Here is a 17,126-nt window from a genome sequence, read left to right on the forward strand (position 1 = left end):
CCACTGTGGTCAGCTTGCGGCGGGACTTGCACCCACAGGAGTGCGCCCATGCTGGGCGCACTAAACGCACGACGCGCTCCCTCGGGAGCGCGTCGTATACTGCGGCATGCCATCTACCGGAAGCTGGTCGCTGCCAAGGGCAACGACCAGCAAGACTTACGCCTTGGCGGCCTTGTCTTTGTCGAACGCGGCGATGCCGTTCATGATCTCTGCCTTGGCATCTTCAGGACCGCCCCAGCCTTCGACCTTGACCCACTTGCCTGGCTCCAGGTCTTTGTAGTGCTCGAAGAAGTGCTGGATCTGCTGCAGGCGCAGTTCGTTCATGTCTTCCGGCTTTTGCCAGTGCTTGTAGATCGGCAGGATCTTATCGACAGGAACCGCCAGCACCTTGGCGTCGCCGCCGGCTTCGTCGGTCATTTTCAGCACGCCGATAGCGCGGCAACGTACCACGACGCCAGGGATCAGCGGGAACGGCGTGATGACCAGCACGTCGCACGGGTCGCCGTCGTCGGCGATCGTGTTCGGCACATAACCGTAGTTGCACGGGTAGTGCATGGCGGTGCCCATGAAACGGTCAACGAAAATCGCGCCCGATTCCTTGTCGACTTCATACTTGATCGGATCGGCATTCATCGGGATTTCGATGATCACGTTGAAATCATTCGGCACATCGCGGCCGGCGGAGACTTTATTCAAACTCATGGGATATCCTTAGATTGCTGAGGGGGTCAATGGCCGACATTATAACGAAGTTTCACGCTAGCTTGTGCATTGCAGCAAGCGTCGTCGCGCGCTTTGCGCGGGAAGATCGACTGGAGAGGGGCAGGAAATTGGCTGGCGAGGGCAAGGAAATCGGCTGGCGAGCGCACAAAAAACCGCGGGCCATACCGTACCGCTAAGCTCAAAACCGTCGCCCCCGCAACGGCGGGGGCCCAAGTTCGTCGCTCAGTTGCCGGCTGTGGAAAACACTTTGGCGACCGCCGAAGGAAGCCTTGGCGCGGGCACAACGGTTTTCAAACCAGCGGCATCGATCACAAAATACTCGCCAGCGCGCACTGCCTGAAATGCGCATTGGCTTCTTCCTGCTGGCCGAGCGCTTCGTGCATCTGCGCCAGCTTCAGGTGTGCCTCGCGCACCATGCGCGGCTCGGTCGCGTCCGACAGGGCCTGTTCCAGGTAGCGCTGGGCCTTGCCCCACAGTTTCTGCTTCAGGCACAGCGAGCCGAGCGTGAGCGCCAGTTCGGCATCGGTCGGGCGCTGCTTCATCCACGCTTCGCAATGCTCGATCTGGGCCAGCAGCGCGGGCGAACCAGCCTGCGCGGCCGCGTCGCGGTAGGCGCGCACCACGCGGTCGTCCCAGTTGGCGCACAGCGCTTCCTCGGCGCTGGCGCGCGCTTCGTCGTGCAGGCCGCGTGCATTCAAGGCCGCCGCCGCGCGCGCCGCCACGTAGGGCTTGACCCGGTCGGCGCTCGGCACGGTGGCCCACACGCGCAGGATCGATTCGGCATCGTGCGAACCATCGGACAGCAAGGCGTCGTAAGCCAGCTCGCGCAGGCGCGCCGACAGGGCCGGATGCAGCGCCTTGTGCTTGTCGAGCGAACGCACCAGGCGCAGCACTTCCGGCCAGTTCTTGGCTTGCTGGTGCGCCTTCATCGACCATTGCAGCGCATGGATATGGCGCGTGCCGCTGGCATTGAGTTCGGCCACGGCATCGAGCGCCGCCTGCGGCTGGTGGTCGTCGACCAGCAGCTCGGTCATGGTCATCAGGCGCGCGGTTTTGAGCGTGTTGTCGTGCACCACGCCGGCCAGCCAGTTGTCGCGCCGCGCGCCCTGGCGCATGCGGTGCGCGGCGCGGGCGCCGATCAGGGCGGCGATGCCGGCGTTTTCGGGCAGTTCGGCGGCGCGCACGGCGGCTTTTTCGGCGTGCCCGAAGCGGCCCTCGAACAGGGCCTTGAGCGCATCGCGCAAGCCCTTGTTGCCATCGCGCTCGCGCTTGCGCTGGCGGTAGGCGGCCACCCGGCCCGGCATGCCGACGGTGGCGCGCAGGGCGCGCAGCAAGGCGTACATGACGAGGAACAGCAGTACCACGACCACGACGAAGAAATTGAGCGACATGTCGATCCGGTGCGGCGGGTAGAAAAACACCACGTTGCCCGGATTAAAGCGTGCCGTCACGGCAATACCGATGGCCGCGGCCATCAGCGCGACTAACCAGAGAAGAAGACGCATGTTATGGCTTCGCTTTGTAGTTGCGCACGGCGTTCAGGCTGTCGGACAGGGACGGCATCTCGATCGCCAGATTGCTGGCCTGGACCTGGCGCAGCAGCGCTTGCGCAGTCTGGGTGGTGCCGGCGCGCGTATCGAAATACTTGGCGAGGGCGTCCTGCGCTGCCACCAGGTCGTTGCGGAAAGCCACTTCATTGCGTGCCAGCAGCGCCATACGCGCGTTCAGCAGGCGCAGCTTGACGTTTTCGCGCACAAAATAGGTTTCCGACGGCGAGAGCATCAGCGCTTCGGGCGTATCGACCCGGCGCACGCGGATCAGCTGGCGCATTTCATCCCACATTTCGCCGGTCCAGCTCTGCCACACGTCCTGCACCCGCACCAGCATCGACTCCTTGACCGGAGCCGGGGTCGCGACAGGCGCGGCGCCCGCTTTCGGCGCCACCGGGGCCACCGCCACCTTGACCGGCTTGGCCGGCAAAGCCGGTTTTTCGTCGGCCAGCATCGGCAGGGTATTGACTTGCGTAATCACGTTGTCCAGGCGCAGTGCCACACCGGTCAGGTCCAGCGCCGGCAGGGCCTTGAGCTTGTCGATATCGCCCGCAATCGCGCGGCGGATCGTGATGAATTGCGGCTTGTCCGAGCGCGACAGCGAACGGTCGGCATTTTGCAGCGCAATCAGCGCACCCTGCACATTGCCGGCCAGTTGCAGCTGCTGGCTGGCGGTCGAGAGCACCTGTTCAATTTCAGCCAGCGCCCATTCGTCGCGGTTCTTCGACAAATCCTGGTACAGCTGTTCTAGCGCCAGTTGCTGGCTCTGGGCTTCGAGCTGGCGGTTTTCCAGCAAACTGACCTTGGCCTGCAAATCCTTGGTCTGGTCCTGCACCGTGCGCACCAGCGTGCTGGTTTCGGTATTGACCACTTCACCCTTTTGCAGACGGTTGGCCATTTCCATGCGCAACTTGAGCAGATTGCTGCGCGTCGACCAGGCGTGTGCGGCCAGCAGCAGCGCCAGCAGGATCACCACCACCGTCATCGGACGCTGCAAAATTTCAGTCATGCTGTCGCCGCCGGATGAGCGCACGCGCCCGCCCGCCGGCTCGCTGTATTTGTCGGCATGGGAAGCAGCACCGGGTGCTGCATTGTGTTCAGGTAATGTAGGCAATTCGTTCATGCTCGTGATTGTAACGCGGCAAGCAGACGTTCGTCGCCTGATCCGCACAGCGTCAAATGGCGCAGGCCCAAGCTGCTTGCCGTTTCGGCAATACGGGCATGCGGCACGATCAGATGCTGTTGTTGCATTTTTTCCACAAGGGCGGGATCGCCCATCTCCTGCACCAGCGCCACCAGCGCGCGCAGCGCCTCGGAACTGGTGAGTATCCAGTCGTTGGCGCCTTCCATCAGCGCGCGCAGCTGCTGTGCCAGGGCGGGCGTCAAGGCCGGCACATTGCGCCGGTAGGCCGCCACGGTCGTGACCAGCACGCCGGCCGCGCGCAGGCCGTCGGCCATCAGTTCGCGCCCGCTTTCGCCGCGCACGATCAGCACCTTCTGGCCGGCCAGGGCCGCCAGGTCGAGCGTTTCGAGCAGGTTTTCCGAGTCGCTGCGGGCCGGGTCGCGCGGGCTGACGATGGTCGCCGTATGATTATTGATGCCATGCCGTTCCAGCGCGGCGCGGCTGCCCTCGCCCAGCACCGCCAGCGTCACCCAGGCCGGCCACACGCCGATGTGGGCAAACGCCGCATCGATCGCGTTGGGCGACACGAACGCCACCATGGCGCAATCGTGCATGCCGGCCAGCGCCGCCTTCAGCGGGCCCTGGTCCTCCAGCGCCGAGATCTCCAGCAGCGGCAGCAGCACCGCCTCGCGCCCGAGCGATCTCACCTGCTCGGCCAGCGCGCCAGCCTGCGCCAGCGGACGGGTGATGATGACCGCGTCAGGCATCGGCGGCGACATCGGCCTTGCAGGCGGCCAGGATCGCGCGCGCATCCTGGGTGTCGAGCAAGTCCGACACCTGCTGCCCGAGCAGTTCCGGGGCATCGGCCGGGCCGCGCAGTTCGGCGTGCGCGCTGCGCTTGCCGTCGGGCGTGGCGACCATGGCGCGCAGGTGCATCACGCCATCGTCGATGGTGGCGAAGGCCGCCAGCGGAATCTGGCAGCTGCCGCCGAACACCTTCGATACCTTGCGCTCGGCCGCGACGCGCTGCGCGGTCGGCAGGTGGTTCAGCGGCGCCAGCACGGCGCGCAGGTCGACCCCATTGGTACGGCCCGACACGATTTCAATCGCCATCGCGCCCTGCCCGGCCGCCGGCAGCGAATGCTCGGGGTCCAGCAGCGAACGGATGCGCTGCGGCAGGCCCAGGCGCTTGAGGCCCGCGGCGGCCAGGATGATGGCGGCATACTCGCCGCGATCGAGCTTGCCCAGGCGCGTATCGAGGTTGCCGCGCAGCGGCTTGATCACCAGGTGCGGATAGCGCGCCGCGATCAGCGACTGGCGCCGCAGGCTGCTGGTGCCCACCACCGCGCCCGGCGGCAACTCGGCCAGGCTGCCGAAATCGTTCGACACGAACGCATCGCGCGGGTCTTCCCGCTCCAGCACGGCGGCCAGCTCGAAGCCCTCCGGCAAATCCATCGGCACGTCCTTGAGCGAATGCACGGCCAGGTCGGCGCGCCCTTCGGCCATCGCCACCTCCAGTTCCTTGACGAACAGCCCCTTGCCGCCGACCTTTGATAAAGTGCGGTCGAGGATCTGGTCGCCCCGCGTGGTCATTCCCAGAATCTCGATGCTGCACTGCGGATATAATAAAGATAATTGCGCGCGAACATGCTCAGCCTGCCACATGGCGAGCCGGCTTTCGCGCGAAGCGATAATGAGCTTGGAGGGCTGCTGATTCAATTCAGTTGCTTTCAAAACGGATTCTTTCACTGTCGTAAAACCTCAAACCGGTTATGGCAGTCATCGGCGCCTGCATAAGATCACAAATTTTATCATGCGTCCCCTTTGCAGAACCTGGCCAGAAGCCTTTGCACCAACTTTCACTCTGTGGTCCAACATGGTAAATTTATCTGCTGCACAAGAAACCCCTCCAGTCCTCGACAAGGACGCTCCGCTGAAAGAAGATATCCGCCTGCTCGGCCGCCTGCTCGGTGACGTGCTGCGCGACCAGGAAGGCGAAGCCGTCTTCGATGTCGTCGAGACCATCCGCCAGACCGCGGTGCGTTTCCGGCGCGAGGACGACGCCCAGGCCGGCCAGGACCTGACCGCCCTGCTGCACAAGCTCACGCGCGAGCAAACCATTTCGGTGGTGCGCGCGTTTTCGTATTTTTCGCACCTGGCCAACATCGCCGAAGACCAGCACCACATCCGCCGCCGCCGCGCCCACCTGCTGGCTGGCTCTGCCCCGCAACAGGGCAGCGTGAGCTTCGCGCTGTCCAAGCTGAAGGCCGCCGGCGTGGGCAGCGATACCGTGCGCACCTTTTTTGGCGACGCCCTGATCGCGCCCGTATTGACAGCCCACCCGACCGAAGTGCAGCGCAAGAGCATCCTCGACGCCGAGCATGACATCGCGCGCCTGCTGGCCGAACGCGACCTGCCGCTGACCCCGCGCGAACGCGTGGCCAACATGGCCCTGCTGCACGCGCGCATCGCGACCTTGTGGCAAACGCGCATGCTGCGCTACTCCAAGCTGACCGTGGCCGACGAAATCGACAACGCCCTGTCCTACTACCGCATCACCTTCCTGCGCGAATTGCCCGGCCTGTACGACGACATCGAAGAAGAAATCGCCGCCCACTATCCTGATGATGCGGACGGTGCGGCGCCTCACAACGACAACTCCTACGTGCAGATGGGCAGCTGGATCGGCGGCGACCGCGATGGCAACCCGAACGTCAACGCCGGCACCATGCAGCACGCGCTGGTGCGCCAGGCCACCACCATTCTCGATTTCTATCTCGACGAAGTGCACGCGCTCGGCGCCGAACTGTCGATTTCGACCCTGATGGTCGGTGCCAGCCCTGCCCTGCAAGCGCTGGCCGACGCCTCGCCCGACCAGTCGCCGCACCGCAGCGACGAGCCATACCGGCGCGCCCTGATCGGCATCTACGCGCGCCTGGCCGCCACCGCCCGTTCGCTGGGCGCGACCAACATCCTGCGCAAGGAAGTCGGCCACGCCGCGCCTTACCTGGACGCCACCGAATTCTGTACCGACCTGCAGGTGCTGGCCGACTCGCTGCGCGCCCATCACGGGCAGTTGCTGGTCAAGCCGCGCCTGGCCACGGTACAGCGCGCCGCCGCCATCTTCGGCTTCCATCTGGCCTCGCTCGACATGCGCCAGACTTCCGACGTGCATGAACGCGTGCTGGCCGAACTGTTCGCCGGCGCCGGCGTCGAAGCCGATTACACCAAGCTCACCGAAGAGCAAAAGGTGCAGCTGCTGCTGGCCGAACTGGCGCAACCGCGCCTGCTGTATTCGCCGTACGCCGAATTGAGCGAGGAAACCGCGTCCGAACTGGCGATCCTGCGCGCAGCCAAGGATATCCGCCAGCGCTACGGCAAGCGCGCGATCCGCAACTACATCATTTCGCACACCGAGACCGTGTCGGACCTGCTCGAAGTGCTGCTGCTGCAAAAGGAAACCGGTCTCCTGCGCCCGCGCGAGAAGCAGCTCGACGCCATGGTCATCCCCCTCTTCGAAACGATTCCCGACCTGCAGCGCGCGGCCGGCATCATGAACGAGTGGATGGCGCTGCCGCTGGTGAAAGAACTGATCGCACACCAGGGCCAGCTGCAGGAAGTCATGCTCGGCTACTCGGACTCGAACAAGGATGGCGGCTTCCTGACGTCGAACTGGGAGCTGTACAAGGCCGAAATCCACCTGGTCAAGGTGTTCGCCGACGCTGGTGTCAAGCTGCGCCTGTTCCATGGCCGCGGCGGCACGGTCGGCCGCGGTGGTGGACCGAGCTACGAAGCGATCCTGGCGCAGCCGCCGGGCACCGTCAATGGCCAGATCCGCCTGACCGAACAGGGCGAAATCATCGCCTCCAAGTTCTCGAACGCCGAAATCGGCCGCCGCAACCTGGAGCTGCTGGTCGCCGCCACGCTCGAAGCGAGCCTGATGCCGCACGCCGCCGAAGGCGCCAAGGCCAAGCAGCTGGCCGGCTTCGAGGCCATCATGGCCGACCTGTCCGAGCGCGCCTACAAGGCTTACCGCAACCTGGTCTACGAAACGCCGGGCTTCACCGACTACTTTTTCTCGGCCACGCCGATCGCCGAAATCGCCGAACTCAATCTCGGTTCGCGTCCGGCGTCGCGCAAGTCGACCAAGCGCATCGAAGACCTGCGCGCTATTCCGTGGGGGTTCTCATGGGGCCAATGCCGCCTGCTGCTGCCGGGCTGGTACGGCTTCGGTTCGGCCATCACGCAGTGGATCGAGGAAGGCAACCGCGACGAAAAAATCGCGACCCTGCAAGCCATGTTCAAGGAGTGGCCGTTCTTCGCCACGCTGCTGTCGAACATGGACATGGTGCTGGCCAAGACCGACCTGGCGATCGCCTCGCGCTACGCGGGACTGGTGGCCGACGTGGAGCTGCGCGAGCGCATCTTCAAGCGCATTTCAGCCGAACACGGTACCACCTTGCGCTGCCTGGAGATGATCACCGGCGCGCACGAACGCCTGGCCGGCAATCCGCTGCTGGCGCGCTCGATCCAGAACCGCTTCGCCTACCTCGATCCGCTCAATCACTTGCAGGTCGAGCTGATCCACCGCCATCGCGCGCTGTCGGGCGAGCCGGACAAGGTCGACGAGCGGGTTCACCGCGGCATCCACCTGTCGATCAACGGCGTGGCCGCCGGCCTGCGCAATACGGGTTAAGCGCCGGGGCGGCGCGCCAGTACGGCGCGCCGCCCGCTTGTCACTTGCAGTTCTCGGCGACGCGTTGCTCCGCCTGCGCGATCTCCGTCGCCCGGCGCTTGGCATCGGCGACCTGCAAGGCCCCCTTGCCATCGGGGACAATCATTTTTTCAGAATCCTTCAGCACGCTCACATTCTTGCGATAGATCTCGCACATGCGCACGCGCATCCGTTCGTTGACGGCCGCCATGTCCGCCTGCTCGGGCGAAACCGGATCTTTTTTCGGCGTCGCGGCGCTGGCGGCCTTCTGCACGGGCGCCGCCATTTTCTGCTCGCGCGCCCCCTGCTCCGAGGCGCAAGGCGTACTTTGATAGGTCGTGCGGCCGCTGGCATCCTTGCACTTGATGACCTGTGCCTGAGCGATGCCGTGCGCAGCGGAGAGGATCAGGGCGAAGTAAAGCGGACGTGGAATCATGGTGGCAATCTGGCTCAGGCTGGCGTGGCAGGGGGATGCGCCGTAAAGTTTGGCAGCAAACCACCTTTTGGGCAATCAACAACTTTCTATGAGGCAATTTACCAACACGCCAGCCTGGCATGCACGGGGCATACGCCCGATTCGCTTGTCTAATACAAATAATGCTGCTTCCCAAAAGCTGGCATAGAATAAACTGACCAACAACCTGACTGAACCACGAGGGGTGTGCGCATGAAGACGTGGAGCGTGGAGTCGCTTTGCCTGACCGTAGCCGCCATCGTCCTGATCCTGGCGTCGGTGGTGGCGCTCATTGCCCTGAGCGACGCGCACGCCGTGCCCCGATGGCTGTTCTCCCTCACCATTGCGCTGGCCGGCGCCGCCCTTGTGGTCAGCCTGCGCATACGGGCGTTGGCCATGGCGCGCAACACCGCGCAGAGCCGCTACCGCCACTTCATCGACACCGCCCACGAAGGCGTCTGGACGCTCGATAAGGAATCCAACACCACCTTTGCCAATGCGCGCCTGGCCCAGATGTTCGGCGCCACGCCCGGCACCCTGGTGGGTAGATCGATGCGTGACTTTCTGGGCGACAATCCGCGGCGCGACCTGGATGAGATGATCAGCACCGATGCCGCCCATGTCGGCTTCACCCACGACCTGTCGTACCGGCGGGTGGACGGCAGCATCGGCTGGGCGATTGTGAGCGGGCGGCCGATGCTGGGCGACGACGGCGTGGCCGAGGGCACCTTGCTGATGCTGACCGACATCACCGAACGCAAGGCGGCCGAGCTGGAACTGGCGGCGGTACAGATCGGGCTGGAAGTGCGCATCCGCATGCGCACAGCCGAGCTGGAGCGCAGCAACGCCCAGTTGCGCATCGAGGTAGCCGAGCGCCAGATGGCCGAAAATGCGCTGGCCGAATCCTTCCGCGAGCTGCGCCAGCTCAGTTCCCATCTTGAAACGATCAAGGAAGAAGAGCGCAAACGCATCGCCAAGGGCATCCACGACGAGCTGGGGCAGAACCTGATGGCGCTCAAGATCGACGTGGAAATGCTGCACGCGCGCGCCGGCCAGCGCCATCCCTTGCTAAAGCGCAAGGTCGGCGACGTGCTCGACACCATCGACCTGACCATCCGGTCGGTGCGCGCGATCATGAACGACCTGCATCCGAGCACCCTGGAACTGGGTTTGCCCGCGGCGGCGGAGTGGCTGGTGCAGCAATTCGAAAAACGCAGCGGCATTGCCACCTCGCTGACCGTGAGCGAGGGCGAAGGACCGCCGCCGGACAGCCACCGTACCGAAGTCATTTTCCGCATCATCCAGGAGTGCCTGCTCAATATCTTGCGGCACGCCAAGGCAACCCATGTGGACGTGGGGCTGGAAATCGGCATGGAATACCTGACCATTACCATCGTCGACAATGGCGTCGGCATGGGGCCGGGAGACGCGGCCAAGGTGGCCTCGTTCGGGCTGCGCGGCATTCGCGAGCGGGTTGATGTGTTCGGCGGGCAGATGGTGATCGACAGCCGGCCGGGCGGCGGCACGACCCTGGCCATGATGATTCCGCTGGAAAGCCACGAAACGGAGGCTGGATTGGCGTAAATACAACGATTCAAAAAATATAAGGGATCGATCGCGGCAGTGTAAAAAACGTATGTACAATGAGCCCCGATAGAACAGGTGCGACAGGTTCGGCCTGGTTTATTGACTACCCCTGTTTGCGCGTCCGGGCTTCCGGATGCGCATTTTTTTGGCCTTGCGGCAACGGCAATGCGCCACCAGCGCGCCGGCCGATGACGCGGCAGCGCGGGCCTATTGCTCGGCCGGGCGTGCCGCCTCCAATATCGCATCGTTGATCATCATAATCACTGGATACTTGAGTAATTTCGCGTCGAGTGCCGCAGAAATATTCTCGTCGACACGCACCTCCTTCAAACCCTCGCCGTCCATGCCGTCTCTGTACGTGCCTGTTTGTAGTTCACCGAGATGACCGTACAGATGCCGTTGCTGCTCGACGACATCGTACAAGATGTCCGCACCGCCCTTCGACGGGACGCTGCGGTTTTTCGCGCGCCGCATCGCATAGGCCTCCATGAAGCTTTGATCGCCGGTCGCCCCGACCACACCGTCGCTCTTGTAATACATGGAAAGCATATCGACGTTGGCCAATGTCGAGGCAAAGTTGATCAACAGGACCTTGTGCGCGGACTTCGCCGCCTTGGGGTTTTTCCTTTCCTCGATGTTGAACGCGCCGCCAGTGACCGTGACCATGATCATGTCGCCTACCATGGGCAGCGCGCTGATACTGGCGGCGACCGTCGCAATCGGTTTGTCCAGCGGCAACTTGGCAAACACGATAGCCGTGTTCCCTTCCAGCGCCGCGCATACCTTCTTTGCGAAGCTGGCGGGCTGCTTCTTCGACACCGAAAAATAGGCGAAATGCGTTTTTCGGATCTGGTAAGCACGCGACAGCCCTTCGACGATGCTCAGATCAACCGATGCGCCCGGATCGTCCGCACGCGCGATCGCTTCCTCTTGCGTGTTTGGATCGATTGCCAGCACACCGAGCGAGCCAAAGCCGGGGCCGCTGCCAAACCCATGCTCAAAATCGAGCCGGTTGTACCCGTATTGCGTGACCTTCCTGTCACCCGGCGCGTTATGCGCCGGATAGGAAAGCGACATTTGCGGTCCCTCCGCCAGTGCGTTCGGCGTGTCCCCGTGAAGGTGGACGCCGGAGCTGCCGATGATATTGGCGACAAGTTTCTTTATGGACTCGATTTCCGCGTGTTTCTCTTCGGTTTTCAGGGTGTCCAATTTATGCAAATACAGCTCGACGCTAACCTTCTGCCACTCCTCGAACCTGGCGTAAAAATCCTTGAGCTCGCGGGCCAGCTTTGCCCCGGCGGCGATATCGCCAAATCCCTTCAAGTCGCCAACATTGATTGTCACCGTAAATGGCTCGCCAAAGACGGGATTGTTCGCAAGGCGCAACAGCTCATCATTAAACCCGATTGCCCGCTCCGCGATCTTTTTCACCCCCACTTCCGGGGCCAAATAATCGCGCACCGAGGCGGCATGTGCCAGCAATAAGGTATTCATGGTCCTCGATGATGCGCTAGCGCTGGCAGTCGGGCCACTGGACGCGGCGGAAGCAGCTATACCGATCCGGGGCCACAGCCGCGATGGTACCGCCCCCCGGTCCTCTTCATTGTCACCCTCCGGCTGTACCGCGTCGAGCGTGGCATTCAATCCCAGCTGGGTCCGGTCGAAATAATCGATTTCCGCTCGGGGTGAGGAGGACGATGAAGAGGACGACGGCAAGGTGGTAACGGCGGACGAGGAGGACGCCACCGCGGACGGCGAGGCGGCGGCGGACGGTGAAGAGGAGGACGACGCGTGGTGCGCAACGTAGGCGCTGACGGCGCCATGCACGCTGCCTGTGCGGGCAATCAGCGCCGCCAGCTCCGACTCGCGAAGATCCCTTCGTATTTCGCGCATCAGTACCACGACTTGATCACGGTGCAGTTCCGTTTCATCCGCCGACGCCGTGCGCAGCAGGAAACTGCTATGGTTATAGCGCGCCCCTGTCGCGTCGTTCACATAAATCTCGTCCGCGCTCGCCGTCGCATCCCGCACCGGCAGCATCCATTTCCCTTGCAATGGCGCGGCACCGGAAGGCGCAGCGGCGCGTGCTTGTGCGCCACCAAGGCCGTGCGCGGCTGGTTGATTGCTCATCGATTGTAAAGCTTGAAGGCGGCTGGCCCGTGCGCTGCTGTCTGCACGTTTCTGCAATTGTTGCTGCGCCATGGCCACCGGTCGTCGATCGACAAACGCGGCCGGCGACGGGTCGCCGGCGTGCGTCAATGACGGCGCACTATCCTGGGCCAACGTCGTATCGGCTTGCTGCAAAGGTGCTGCACCACTCATATTCAACCTCGCAGATGGTTCGGCATCCTCATCACCCAGGCCGCCGATTCCGCATGGCGAAGTCGCCATCGCGTCATCGCGGGCAATGTCAGCGCAGCGTCGGCTGCTCGATAGCATCGTCGGCGCGACAAATCGGGCGGGAGCGTCATGACGAATTTAAATATTAATAATACATCAATAGGGAGGTGCTGCCATGCCCCATGTGCCGATCAAAACCGGGTGCGCCGAGTGCGGCGTGGAAGCGACTGGGGTGGACGCCGGTGGGCGAACAGGCGCGCTTGGGGTTCCAAGCCATGGCGCGGCACAGACGTAAAAAAGCCGTGCACACCCAGCAAGGTGAACACGGCTGTTTGCAGCGCCGCATCGGCCAACGGCCGACGCGACAAGCGCACTTTAATGGTTGTGCAGGAAGCTCTTGAGCTTGTCCGAACGCGATGGCTGGCGCAGCTTGCTCATGGCCTTCGCTTCGATCTGGCGAATCCGCTCGCGCGTCACGTCGAACTGCTTGCCCACTTCTTCCAGCGTGTGGTCGTTCGACATTTCAACACCGTAGCGCATACGCAACACTTTCGCTTCGCGCGGGGTCAGCGAATCGAGCACTTCCTTGATCACATTGCGCATCGACGCATGCAAGGCGGCATCGAGCGGCGCCAAGGTCGCATTGTCTTCGATGAAGTCGCCCAGCTGCGAATCGCCATCCTCGCCCATCGGCGTTTCCATCGAAATCGGCTCTTTCGCGATCTTCATGATCTCGCGAACCTTGTTCTCCGGCATTTCCATCTTCAAGGCCAGGGTCGCCAGGTCCGGCTCGCTGCCCGTTTCCTGCATGATCTGACGCGAAATGCGGTTCATCTTGTTGATCGTTTCGATCATGTGCACCGGCACGCGGATGGTGCGCGCCATGTCGGCGATCGAACGCGTGATGGCCTGGCGAATCCACCACGTTGCATACGTGGAGAACTTGTAGCCGCGACGGTACTCGAACTTGTCGACTGCCTTCAACAAACCGATATTGCCTTCCTGGATCAGATCGAGGAACTGCAGACCGCGGTTGATGTACTTCTTGGCGATCGAAATCACCAGACGCAAGTTGGCAACCGTCATCTCGCGCTTGGCGTGGCGCGCGCGCTTTTCGCCAGCGGCCATCTGCTTGTTGATCTTGCGCAGGTCAGCCAGCGGCAATGCCACGCGCGCCTGCAGGTCGATCATGCGCTGTTGCAGTTCCTTGATCGCCGGTACGTTACGGCTCAGCACCACGCTGTACGGATAGGCGCAGTCGACTTCGCGGTCGACCCATGCCAGGTCCGTCTCGTTGCCCGGGAAGACCTTGATAAAGTGGGCGCGCGGCATGCCGCAACGGTCCACGCAGATCGCCAGCACGGCTTTTTCGATATGGCGCACTTCATCCATCTGGCCGCGCAGGGTGTCGCACAGCTTCTCGACGACCTTGGCGGTAAAGCGGATGCCCAGCAGCTCGTTGGAAATGACTTCCTGCGCCTTGACGTAGTTCTTGGTGCCGTAGCCATCCTTCTCGAAGGCCTTGGCCATCTTGTCGAATTCGACTTCGATGATCTTGAACTTGTCCAGCGCGTTCTTGCGCAGCTGGACCAGCTGTTCGGCCGAGAAGCCCGCCGCGCCGCCATTGGCGTCGCCGTCTTCTTCCTCGACTTCTTCTTCCTCTTCTTCGTCATCTTCCGACGGCGCGGCGTGCACCACGGGCGCGGCCGGGGCCGAGCTCTCGTTGTGGTCGACGAAACCGTCCACCACTTCGTCGACCTTGAGGTCGTCGTTGGCGATCTTGTGCGACAGCGCGATGATCTCGGCGATCGTGGTCGGGCAAGCCGAAATGGCCTGGACCATGTCTTTCAGGCCGCCCTCGATGCGCTTGGCGATTTCGATCTCGCCTTCGCGCGTGAGCAGCGCCACCGCGCCCATTTCGCGCATGTACATGCGGACCGGGTCGGTGGTGCGGCCGAAGTCGGAATCGACCGTCGACAGCGCCGTCGCCGCGGCCGCTTCGACTTCATCGTCGCTGGTGGCGGTGGCGACCGTGTCGGTCAGCAGCATCATTTCGGCGTCGGGAGCGCGCTCGTAGACAGCGATGCCCATGTCGTTGAAGGTGGCGATGATGCCTTCGACCGCTTCCGGATCGATGATGTTTTCCGGCAGTTGATCGTTGATCTCCGCATAGGTCAGGTAGCCGCGCTCCTTGCCCATGTTGATCAGGTTCTTGATCTGCTGGCGGCGCCGTTCCATATCCGCTTCCGACGCTTTCGGGTCGGCGGCCAGCATGCCGTTCACGCCGCCCTTGGCCTTGCGTTCCTTGGCTTTCGAGACTGCTTTCAGCTCGGCGCGTTCGACCGCGTTGAGCGCCGCGACTTCGTCGTTCTCCGGCGTGAATTCGCTTGGCTTACGGCCGCGGCGGCCCGGTACCTTGACCGATGGCAGCAGGTAGCCGGACGTGTCGATCGCGGCCAGCGCGGCGGCGTCGGTGGTCTGGCTGACAGCCTGGCCGGCGGTCTGGATCATGGTCGGTTCCGGATCCATCTTCTTGACGGCGGTGCGCGCTTTCGGCGCCACTTTCATGCCCGGCACCAGATCGGCGTGGACTTCGGCGGCCAGGTCGGGACGCGCGGCCAGCTTGGAGCGCTTGCGCACCACGACCGGCACGGCGGCGCCGTCGGCGGGCGCGGATTCGGATTCAGATTCGGCGGCGTACGATACCGCGTCCTGGGCTACGTCCTGCATGGTCTCGGCGGGCACGCCCACTTCGACCTGCTCGACCGGATCGGCGGCAGCCATCACCGCGGCCAGGCGCGAACCCTTCTTGACCACCGTTACCTTGGCCGCCGCTTCCGTTTCGAGGAAGTAGGAGGTCGCGGTTTTCGGCACAGCCAGCTGGGCGCTGCTTTTACGCGGCGCTTTGGTGGCGGTCAGGGTTAAGGTCTTAGCGGTGTTCTTCATTAAAACTCCAGTCAATAATCCACCCGAGCCCGGCGTACCGCGCTCGATGGAACGTGTATCAGGATGGCCCTAGCTAAGGGCGATGTAGCCGAATTGCAAGCACGACCGACTGCTTCGGTAGCCCAGGCGGGCATTCCCCGTGCGGGGTTGCAGTGGTGCGTGTGCTATGATCAAAATGGCGCTATGCATGGCGGAACGAAAAAAAGCCCGTGGCAAAACGGGCTTGAATCTATTTTTCAGATGAAGAATAGAGGAGACAGTCACTATTATGCACCAATGCGAGATATCGCGATAATTGATATATCGAATACCAGATATAAGCCAAAGATATAATCCTAGCTCACACCGCTGGTGCCGTGACGCCCTCTTCCTACTGACTGAACCTTCTGCGCTTCGTCAACCCGCGCGCAGGGCAAGAGGTGGATGATACACGATTTCCTGCTCATCCGCGCATGTGCGGATGGGTCCAAAGCGAATAAAATCCCCGCACGCGCCTATGGCCGCATGCTATCCTTCCGGTTCCAGCTCTTACAATGAAGTCAATGAATACAACTAGTCTTGCCGCCGAGTCCGCGGACGTTCCCGTCACAGCGCCAGCTCCAGCACCCGCGATTACCGCTCCAGCACCTGCGGTCACCGCGCCAGCTCCGGCACCCGCGCAAAGCGCGCGCTCCCTGCTCAAGCAATTGCAACAACAGTTCCCTGCTTTCCGCGACTGCCTGCCCCTGGCCATCGGCATCGACAAGCAGCTTCTGGCGCGCGTTCCCGGCCTGGACCGCAAGACCATGCGCGCCGCGCTGGGCATCCACACGGGTTCCCTGCGCTATCTGCGCGCGATGGAAAAAGCCACGGTGCGCTACGACCTCGACGGCGTGGCCGGCGCGGAAGTGACCGACATCCACCGCTCCCACGCCAAGGAAACCCTGCAGCAGCGCTTCAAGAAAGAAGCCGAGCGCAAGAAGGCCGAACGCGACGCCGCGCAAGCGGACGAAGCGAACCGCCTGCGCCAGGAAAAGCTGCTCCAGCTCGCCTCCAAGTTCTCGCGCAACGGTTGATTTCGGGCTCAATGACGACCGATCCGGACGCGCTGCTGCCGCCTTACGACGGCATCAAGCTGGCCGACGTGCGCATGGTCAAATCCGACCAGGATGCGGCCGAAGCGCTGGCGGCGCTCTCCTCCACGGACGTGCTCGGCTTCGATACCGAATCGAAGCCGACCTTCCTGAAGGGTGAACAGTCGACCGGCCCGCACCTGGTGCAGCTGGCGACCGACGAGGTCGCTTATCTGTTCCAGATCGGCGCCAAGCCGTCCGTCGATGTGCTCAAGGCCGTGCTCGAATCGAAGACCATCCTCAAGGTCGGTTTCGGCCTGAAGGATGACCTGCTGCGCCTGCAAAGCAAGCTCGGCATCGACACCCATAACGTGCTCGACCTGTCGAACGCGCTGCGCAAGGGCGAACGCAACACCCTGGGTGCCAAGACCGCGGTCGCGCGCTTCTTCGGCCAGAAGCTGCAAAAATCCAAAAAGATCACCACCACCAACTGGTCCCTGCCGCGCCTGAGCGACAAGCAGATCCTGTACGCCGCCGACGATGCCCACGTGGCCCTGCGCGTGTACCGGCGCTGGCGCTCGGATCAGGCGGCGGCCAAAAGCGCCCCCTGAGCGCCGGCCGCCGGCCCGCCTCGCGC

At 63.2% G+C, this 17,126-nt stretch carries 12 protein-coding genes; 4 read left to right on the top strand and 8 right to left on the bottom strand.

The window, feature by feature from the left end; genetic code table 11:
* Window positions 1-156 precede the first annotated feature (156 nt).
* The 5 genes from ppa to hemC form a co-directional block, all read right to left on the bottom strand.
* Entirely contained in the window at window positions 157-702 is a 546-nt protein-coding gene (ppa, locus tag RBA40_RS11400; protein ID WP_054263314.1) for an inorganic diphosphatase, read from the bottom strand.
* 329 nt (window positions 703-1,031) lie between these two features.
* Complete coding sequence (locus RBA40_RS11405; RefSeq protein WP_306647988.1) at window positions 1,032-2,228, bottom strand: heme biosynthesis protein HemY; 1,197 nt, start codon at window positions 2,226-2,228, stop codon at window positions 1,032-1,034.
* A 1-nt stretch (window position 2,229) separates the two neighbouring features.
* Window positions 2,230-3,282 (bottom strand): uroporphyrinogen-III C-methyltransferase, encoded by a 1,053-nt coding sequence (locus tag RBA40_RS11410; RefSeq protein WP_374710480.1) that lies wholly within the window; start codon window positions 3,280-3,282, stop codon window positions 2,230-2,232.
* 110 nt (window positions 3,283-3,392) lie between these two features.
* Complete coding sequence (locus RBA40_RS11415) at window positions 3,393-4,163, bottom strand: uroporphyrinogen-III synthase (RefSeq protein WP_306648161.1); 771 nt, start codon at window positions 4,161-4,163, stop codon at window positions 3,393-3,395.
* On the bottom strand, window positions 4,156-5,130 hold the full coding sequence (hemC, locus tag RBA40_RS11420; protein ID WP_374710481.1) for a hydroxymethylbilane synthase: 975 nt from the start codon (window positions 5,128-5,130) through the stop codon (window positions 4,156-4,158). Before hemC ends, RBA40_RS11415 begins: the two co-directional genes overlap by 8 nt.
* Window positions 5,131-5,272: 142 nt before the next feature.
* On the opposite strand from hemC, the gene ppc reads away from it, so the two are divergent.
* Window positions 5,273-8,092: a phosphoenolpyruvate carboxylase gene (ppc, locus tag RBA40_RS11425; protein WP_306647990.1), complete on the top strand. Its 2,820-nt coding sequence runs from the start codon at window positions 5,273-5,275 to the stop codon at window positions 8,090-8,092.
* A gap of 40 nt (window positions 8,093-8,132) precedes the next feature.
* On the opposite strand, the gene RBA40_RS11430 is transcribed toward ppc, so the two are convergent.
* Window positions 8,133-8,546, bottom strand: coding sequence for a DUF4124 domain-containing protein (locus RBA40_RS11430; protein WP_306647991.1), 414 nt, complete (start codon window positions 8,544-8,546; stop codon window positions 8,133-8,135).
* Between the two features lie 231 nt (window positions 8,547-8,777).
* Here RBA40_RS11430 and RBA40_RS11435 point away from each other — a divergent pair, with 231 nt between their 5' ends.
* Window positions 8,778-10,148: a PAS domain-containing sensor histidine kinase gene (locus tag RBA40_RS11435; RefSeq protein ID WP_099880815.1), complete on the top strand. Its 1,371-nt coding sequence runs from the start codon at window positions 8,778-8,780 to the stop codon at window positions 10,146-10,148.
* Between the two features lie 210 nt (window positions 10,149-10,358).
* On the opposite strand, the gene RBA40_RS11440 is transcribed toward RBA40_RS11435, so the two are convergent.
* A complete protein-coding gene (locus RBA40_RS11440; protein WP_306647992.1) occupies window positions 10,359-12,542 on the bottom strand; it encodes a hypothetical protein in 2,184 nt (727 codons plus the stop codon).
* 324 nt (window positions 12,543-12,866) lie between these two features.
* Window positions 12,867-15,437 (bottom strand): RNA polymerase sigma factor RpoD, encoded by a 2,571-nt coding sequence (gene rpoD / locus RBA40_RS11445; protein ID WP_306647993.1) that lies wholly within the window; start codon window positions 15,435-15,437, stop codon window positions 12,867-12,869.
* Between the two features lie 542 nt (window positions 15,438-15,979).
* Between rpoD and RBA40_RS11450 the strand changes: the two genes are divergently transcribed.
* Together RBA40_RS11450 and RBA40_RS11455 are read left to right on the top strand one after the other, a co-directional pair.
* Window positions 15,980-16,492 carry a ProQ/FINO family protein gene (locus RBA40_RS11450; RefSeq protein WP_306647994.1) on the top strand — a complete coding sequence of 171 codons (513 nt, stop codon included), beginning with the start codon at window positions 15,980-15,982 and terminating at the stop codon, window positions 16,490-16,492.
* 11 nt (window positions 16,493-16,503) lie between these two features.
* Window positions 16,504-17,100 carry a 3'-5' exonuclease gene (locus RBA40_RS11455; protein WP_306647995.1) on the top strand — a complete coding sequence of 199 codons (597 nt, stop codon included), beginning with the start codon at window positions 16,504-16,506 and terminating at the stop codon, window positions 17,098-17,100.
* Window positions 17,101-17,126 lie beyond the last annotated feature (26 nt).

It is taken from the genome of Massilia pseudoviolaceinigra (assembly GCF_030846505.1).
Lineage (GTDB): Bacteria > Pseudomonadota > Gammaproteobacteria > Burkholderiales > Burkholderiaceae_D > Telluria_A > Telluria_A violaceinigra.

Bases quoted from the DNA above. Each gene is read 5' to 3' on its own strand.
- RBA40_RS11450 (WP_306647994.1), top strand. From the start codon at position 15,980: ATGAATACAACTAGTCTTGCCGCCGAGTCCGCGGACGTTCCCGTCACA.
- RBA40_RS11410 (WP_374710480.1), bottom strand. From the start codon at position 3,282: ATGACTGAAATTTTGCAGCGTCCGATGACGGTGGTGGTGATCCTGCTG.
- RBA40_RS11405 (WP_306647988.1), bottom strand. From the start codon at position 2,228: ATGCGTCTTCTTCTCTGGTTAGTCGCGCTGATGGCCGCGGCCATCGGT.
- RBA40_RS11415 (WP_306648161.1), bottom strand. From the start codon at position 4,163: ATGCCTGACGCGGTCATCATCACCCGTCCGCTGGCGCAGGCTGGCGCG.
- RBA40_RS11435 (WP_099880815.1), top strand. From the start codon at position 8,778: ATGAAGACGTGGAGCGTGGAGTCGCTTTGCCTGACCGTAGCCGCCATC.
- rpoD (WP_306647993.1), bottom strand. From the start codon at position 15,437: ATGAAGAACACCGCTAAGACCTTAACCCTGACCGCCACCAAAGCGCCG.
- RBA40_RS11430 (WP_306647991.1), bottom strand. From the start codon at position 8,546: ATGATTCCACGTCCGCTTTACTTCGCCCTGATCCTCTCCGCTGCGCAC.
- RBA40_RS11455 (WP_306647995.1), top strand. From the start codon at position 16,504: ATGACGACCGATCCGGACGCGCTGCTGCCGCCTTACGACGGCATCAAG.
- RBA40_RS11440 (WP_306647992.1), bottom strand. From the start codon at position 12,542: ATGGCGACTTCGCCATGCGGAATCGGCGGCCTGGGTGATGAGGATGCC.
- ppa (WP_054263314.1), bottom strand. From the start codon at position 702: ATGAGTTTGAATAAAGTCTCCGCCGGCCGCGATGTGCCGAATGATTTC.
- ppc (WP_306647990.1), top strand. From the start codon at position 5,273: ATGGTAAATTTATCTGCTGCACAAGAAACCCCTCCAGTCCTCGACAAG.